8 protein-coding genes are annotated in these 5,395 nt (G+C 39.6%); all 8 read left to right on the forward strand.

What is annotated here, in order from left to right:
* The first annotated feature begins 26 nt into the window (after window positions 1-26).
* The 8 genes from H5123_RS20075 (at window position 27) to H5123_RS20110 (ending at window position 4,921) form a co-directional block, all read left to right on the forward strand.
* Window positions 27-497, forward strand: coding sequence for a hypothetical protein (locus H5123_RS20075; protein WP_182699063.1), 471 nt, complete (start codon window positions 27-29; stop codon window positions 495-497).
* 99 nt (window positions 498-596) lie between these two features.
* Window positions 597-1,076 (forward strand): hypothetical protein, encoded by a 480-nt coding sequence (locus H5123_RS20080; protein WP_182699064.1) that lies wholly within the window; start codon window positions 597-599, stop codon window positions 1,074-1,076.
* 79 nt (window positions 1,077-1,155) lie between these two features.
* Window positions 1,156-1,521, forward strand: a complete 366-nt coding sequence (locus H5123_RS20085) for a hypothetical protein (RefSeq protein WP_182699065.1) — start codon at window positions 1,156-1,158, stop codon at window positions 1,519-1,521.
* Between the two features lie 118 nt (window positions 1,522-1,639).
* Window positions 1,640-2,083 carry a hypothetical protein gene (locus H5123_RS20090; RefSeq protein ID WP_182699066.1) on the forward strand — a complete coding sequence of 148 codons (444 nt, stop codon included), beginning with the start codon at window positions 1,640-1,642 and terminating at the stop codon, window positions 2,081-2,083.
* Between the two features lie 113 nt (window positions 2,084-2,196).
* Window positions 2,197-2,547, forward strand: a complete 351-nt coding sequence (locus H5123_RS20095) for a hypothetical protein (protein WP_182699067.1) — start codon at window positions 2,197-2,199, stop codon at window positions 2,545-2,547.
* A gap of 100 nt (window positions 2,548-2,647) precedes the next feature.
* Window positions 2,648-3,127, forward strand: coding sequence for a hypothetical protein (locus H5123_RS20100; protein ID WP_182699068.1), 480 nt, complete (start codon window positions 2,648-2,650; stop codon window positions 3,125-3,127).
* A gap of 816 nt (window positions 3,128-3,943) precedes the next feature.
* Window positions 3,944-4,252 carry a hypothetical protein gene (locus H5123_RS20105; protein ID WP_182699069.1) on the forward strand — a complete coding sequence of 103 codons (309 nt, stop codon included), beginning with the start codon at window positions 3,944-3,946 and terminating at the stop codon, window positions 4,250-4,252.
* Between the two features lie 99 nt (window positions 4,253-4,351).
* Entirely contained in the window at window positions 4,352-4,921 is a 570-nt protein-coding gene (locus tag H5123_RS20110) for a hypothetical protein (protein WP_182699070.1), read from the forward strand.
* The last annotated feature ends 474 nt before the right edge of the window (window positions 4,922-5,395 follow it).

Genomic DNA, 5,395 nt, shown 5'->3' on the forward strand with positions numbered 1-5,395 from the left:
GGCGTTAGTTGCACAAGGATACAGTGTTGAATCAAAGTATTGAGCCGAAAAAAGAAGATTGGTTTTTTCTCTATATTCTTCCCGCATTCTTTTTAGGAATGGCGGGCTATTCAATCATTATGCTTGAGTTTGATTCTATCTCGTTAATTATGGCTATTCCTTTTACTCTTATGGCAGCCGCTTTCCACTTTAAACAAAAACAAAACTTGAGGGTGGTTACTTTAGATAAACCGGGAACCAAAGAAAACTTTGATTTATGTATTGCGGCAATAAAGGAAAATGAGTGGGAAATACTCGAATCAGATGATTCATCTGAAATATTAGCCCATACCAAAGGAACATGGAGAAGTTGGGGGGAATTAGTCACTATAACTTTCAGTGAGCAAACAATTACAATTAACTCTCGCCCATCTCCTTATAAAAAGTCATCAGTTGCTACTTGGGGCAAAAATAATATTAATATTTCAATAATCAAGAAAGCGTTAAAGTGCAACTAACAAGCAATTCAACAGGACTAAAAACAGTGGGCTGTTCGCTTCGCTTCCATTTTAGCCCACTATTTTTAGCCCGTTAATTGGGCGTTAGTGTTACAAACCATGAGCACCGAAGAAGAATTTTTGGCACTTAAATATGCAGCAGGAATACTGCACACTAATGACATCCTTGAGTATGTTAACTCTCAATTGGATAAAGGCATTTGGTCGGATGTCTTTCTTGAAATATTAGATTGCGAGCCAAAAGTATGGTTAAGTATCTCAGTGCTTTTCGAAAAATACCTAAAAGAAAAAGGTGTTTTAATTCCAACATTAGAAGAAGCAGCAAGAGAACTAGTCGAACATCATGTGCTAATAATTGCCTCGGGCAAAGTAACACCCTCTGTGCATTTTCGAAAGTTACTCGATGAAATTGATAATTATGATTATTACAGTAAAACAAAAGACTATCTCGGAGATAGTCTAGGCATAGAGCAAATGATTGGCTGGTACTACGCTGATTGCTGTACGGTTGATGAAATAAACCAAGGCATTATTGAAGCTTGCAAAGTTTGGGTTTCCAAGTATGCAAAAAAACACTAACAAGCGCATGTTGTCGGACTGGTTTTCCGCTGCGCTCCAAACCAGCCGCAAATGTGGGCGTTAGGCATACAAGGAAGTCATGAGTATTAAATACGTATTGTGCATCACATTTCTATTGTTCTCTGTACAATCTATTGCTGACAAATGTTCAATTGATGAAGCCAAATACGAAAAATTAATTGAAATACATAGTGAAGGCAATGGTAATTTTTTAGTTTCTGCTCCTATTGAATTAGAGTCAAAAAAACTTGTAGCAATGCGCCTGAATGTCAAAGTTAATGAACCATTGGCGCAAAGTGTTCAGGGTGAGCTAAAAATTAATGTTGTTGAGGGGCGCGGGTATGCGCATATCAATAAGCATAGCTCTATAAATTTACAAACTTCGGTAACTGTATTTCACGAAAATTCAACAGGTTGTCCAATCATTACGGTCAAGGTGTTGTAAGTATGCCAAACAAGGCGCTCAAGAGGGAAAATTTACAGTTGGCTGTTTTCACTCCGTTCAACAATTTTAGCCAACTACAAATTTCCCCTTAGCGGGGCGTTAAGCTTCTCGGAGAGTTATGGACAGTATTCAACTACAGAGTAAAACGAAGGCGCTTAAAGGAAGCATTGAGGCGTACTGGTTCGAAAACGAAAATATAGGCTTAGAAAATACGCAGTTTCATCGTATAAGTATTCCTTTAGAGCCTTTTGATTCAGGCTTAGATTACGAAGAACAACCAGTGAAAACCGAAATAATATTGGACTGGTATAAGTTGGGTATCTCATCGCCAGATGACTTAGATGGCCTGAATTTGAAGCACGAGTCATATCCTGATGCAGAAGGTTCAATATATGTTGGTACTGCTCATAATTGGTGTGACGTTAAAAAGTTAGAAATTTTCAAAATTGAAGATGCTAGCTTTTGTGTAGTTGGCGAAATTTATGTCGAATTCGAAAATGAAGGTGTGGCAAAAAACGAGCTATTTAAATTTGAAACTAATGTTGTATTCAGCAAAGCTTAACAAGTGTATGCACACGACAAAAACTGCGTCGCTCCGTTTGTGTATGGGCTTCGCCCATTTTACACAAACTATACACGCCACAGTTTTTGCGTGTGATACAAGCGTTATATGCCATGACTAAATCAGACGCTATATCCAAGTTACTAGCTTCATTCCAAGATGAGCCACAGGTTATTACTCCGAAAGGAAGGACTTATGAGGATTACGTTGAGGAGCGCAAGAAAGACCTCCTTGGGTATGTCATAGAACCTGAAAACGTTGTTGTCGCTTCGGCATGTTTTCCTGAATACTATTTTGAAATGTATCAATCGAATAACGTTTGGGCTATCGCAAAGTGGGAAGACAATTGGCTGCTTACGCTTGAGGCTGAAAACGAATTCGCGTTAGCGTTTGGTGAGAATAAGAATAACCTTATGATGCTAGGTTTCTCTTCTTCTGATGCTCTTGCCGAGTGGTTAGGCTAATGGCATATAACAATCGCCAGCACAAACGCGCCCTTTGGGCGCACGACTCGCAACAAGTTGCTCGCGTGTGTGGCGGGCGTTAAGCCTACAGGGAGTATCGGTGACTAAATTCGAAATTTTAAGCGTTGTTCTCGGTTGTCTCGCCTTGATAGTAAGTTTGACGGTCTGGTTCGGTCAGAGACAAATGCAACGTGAGGCAAATGACTTACAACGTGCAACCTCAGAATTGGCAAAGAAGCAGCTTGAGATACTTTTACGAGAAGAAAAGGGCATGAATACTGCTCGTCTATCCTTCGATATTTTCAAAGATGGCAAAACGTATCGCTTCCGCGTTACCAATATCAGTGATGTTGATGCCAGAGATGTTGAGCTAAAACTTCTGCTCAATAAACCCGAGGATAGCCCGTTGATTGCCTCAGATTACAACAGTAAGTTTCCTGTTCTGAAGCTACAACCTGGCTGCTCAGTCACTTTGATCGCCGCGATACATCTTGGCAGCCCAACAGCTTACAACGCAGTTCTAAGCTGGCTAAATCCGGACGGAAATGAAATAGAAGAAGAAACATATGCGGCATTGTAGGCTTAACAAAGCCAGTCAGCATCGCTCCCGTTGGTCGCTGGACCTCAAACCCGCTTCGCGGTTTTTCGGCCGCGGCTGGCGGCGTTAGGAGACAAAGTGAGTTCAGGAGTGGCGCAAGCTAATAAATTCTACGAGGAAGTAGCGAATACGCAAATCGTCTGGTTTGGAACACTACCAAATGACACACTGTTAGAATTTGACTTGCCCAATGATTCTGTTTCATTTCCCGTATGGTCATCAAAATCTAGAATCCTTCGGTTAAAAAAACTGAACCCAGGTTTACTTTCTAGTGTCGAGCCACGAGGAGTTAAATGGACTGAATTTAAGTGGTAAAAAACTGGTGGGTGCAGACATATCCGTTGAAACTCTAATCAGTCAAGTTGAGGCATTTTGGTAAATGTCTCCTAACAAGTTAAATCATCGGGAAATCCCTCGCAGGCCAAACAACGGCCAAAGCGCTCGGTCTTTCCGCTGTTTAAAGCGTTATAAGCCAAGGAAGAAGAGCGTTGATATCTGAACCATTCAACAGCGTTATTATCATTATTATTTGTCTGCTTGGGGCATTGCATTTTAGTGGCATTATTGGAACATCTTCAAAGTCTCTAACTTTAGTTTGGACAAGAAATAAGCATCCCAAAATACCTAAGATAATAGCTGCTCTTTTTCTTCTTACTGCTGTGATAAGAATTATAGGATTGCTTCTATGAGTGTATTTTTCAACAGTGGATTGGCTTATAACAAAAACATCATGGTAGGAATTTTACTCGCTGGTAAAGCGCTCCTAAAATCCCCATATGTTAAGCGTTATGTTGTGTAATGAAACTTAAGCATATTGCCATTGCCACAGTTTTGCATTTTCTGACACTCGTAATTTTCGGATTTTTGAGTTTAGGTGCAACTATGGGGCTTGGCTTTAAGGATGAATTGACACTTTTCGATGAGATCTATAAGTTCATTTCATTAAATGGAATGAAGGTACTTTCCGGCTACGCTTGGTTTCTATTTCAATATTTTGATGACTTAAATGTAGTGGTGCAGTGGTTGGCATTATTTCTAAATAGTTTAACCCAAGGTGTATTGTTCTTATTCTTATATGGCAAATTTTCTGCGAAATCCACAACATAACAAGGCGCGTCACAAGGAAAACCACTCGCTGGCCTTCGGCCATTGCGCTCACGTTTTCCTGTGCGCTTGGCGTTAGCTTTAAAGGAGAATTATCAGCACATGGATAAATTAAAAATAATAGGTGTTTTGGCTGTGTTTTCATTATCAGCATGTAATTCAACACCACAGAGCAATGTTTCAAATTACAATGCTAAAGGCAATCTTGAATCACCTAAGCCCTCTGGATGTGTTGCGGTAAATCAATTATCAAATCAGCAAAATCCTGTTGATATTTTTACAGGCTTAAACACCTGTATGAGTGATGAAAATTATTCTCAAGCAGCAGAGTTGTATTTTGCTGGGATGAGTTATGGTTACTTCGATACAAAACGAGTATCAGATAAAACTGCTCATCAAGCTATAAGTGTTTTACGTATGAATGTATTTGGCGCTCAACCAAAAGAAGTTATGGATAAGCTGCAAGTTGCACTAGATAAAATATCCTCTGATAATTCTGCAATTTGCAAAAGCCTAACTGATCTCGGTGCTCCTTCCTATAAACCAACTTATATGATTCAACACGGTATGGGGGCATTTACAGGTCAAAGCACCAAAGATGGTTTGGTTGAAAACTTTAATTCAGCCACAGCATGGACAGACTCTTTAGCCACTATAGTTAAGTGTGTTTAAAGCTAACACATATGAGCCTCCCGCCAGTCAATAGGCGAGCTTAACTTATTTGACTGCTCTTGCAGTCAAATTCAAATCAATCAACAAATTCATTTACTTCATCTGTCATTTAGCTGTCAAATCATCCTTTACAGCAAACACATATAGAGGCTCTCTTAGTGCGATCTTTTCACTCCTTTGAAATTTCAGGGGCACTAGACATTTATCGGTTAACCCTAAGATGGCACTATTCAAGTCAGAGGTGCTTTATGCACAGTTAGTTTCAGGGTCATTTAAGGTGTAAACGACTTTATTGATTGTATTTATTAATGCGCGCCAATAAGGTGTCATTCTTTATAAAATCAAGTGCAGGCGATGTAGCTTAAATAGCATTTGGCATAGTGATGATGGTGAGAAGTCATTGCTTCATTAGCCACATCATTCACGGTCATGCTCGCTTCTCTTTTTAAGAGTATCTAGTTAGACGTTCAGCTC

Origin of the sequence: Shewanella sp. SR43-4 (assembly GCF_014163845.1) — a bacterium.
Classification (GTDB): Bacteria; Pseudomonadota; Gammaproteobacteria; order Enterobacterales; family Shewanellaceae; genus Shewanella; species Shewanella vesiculosa.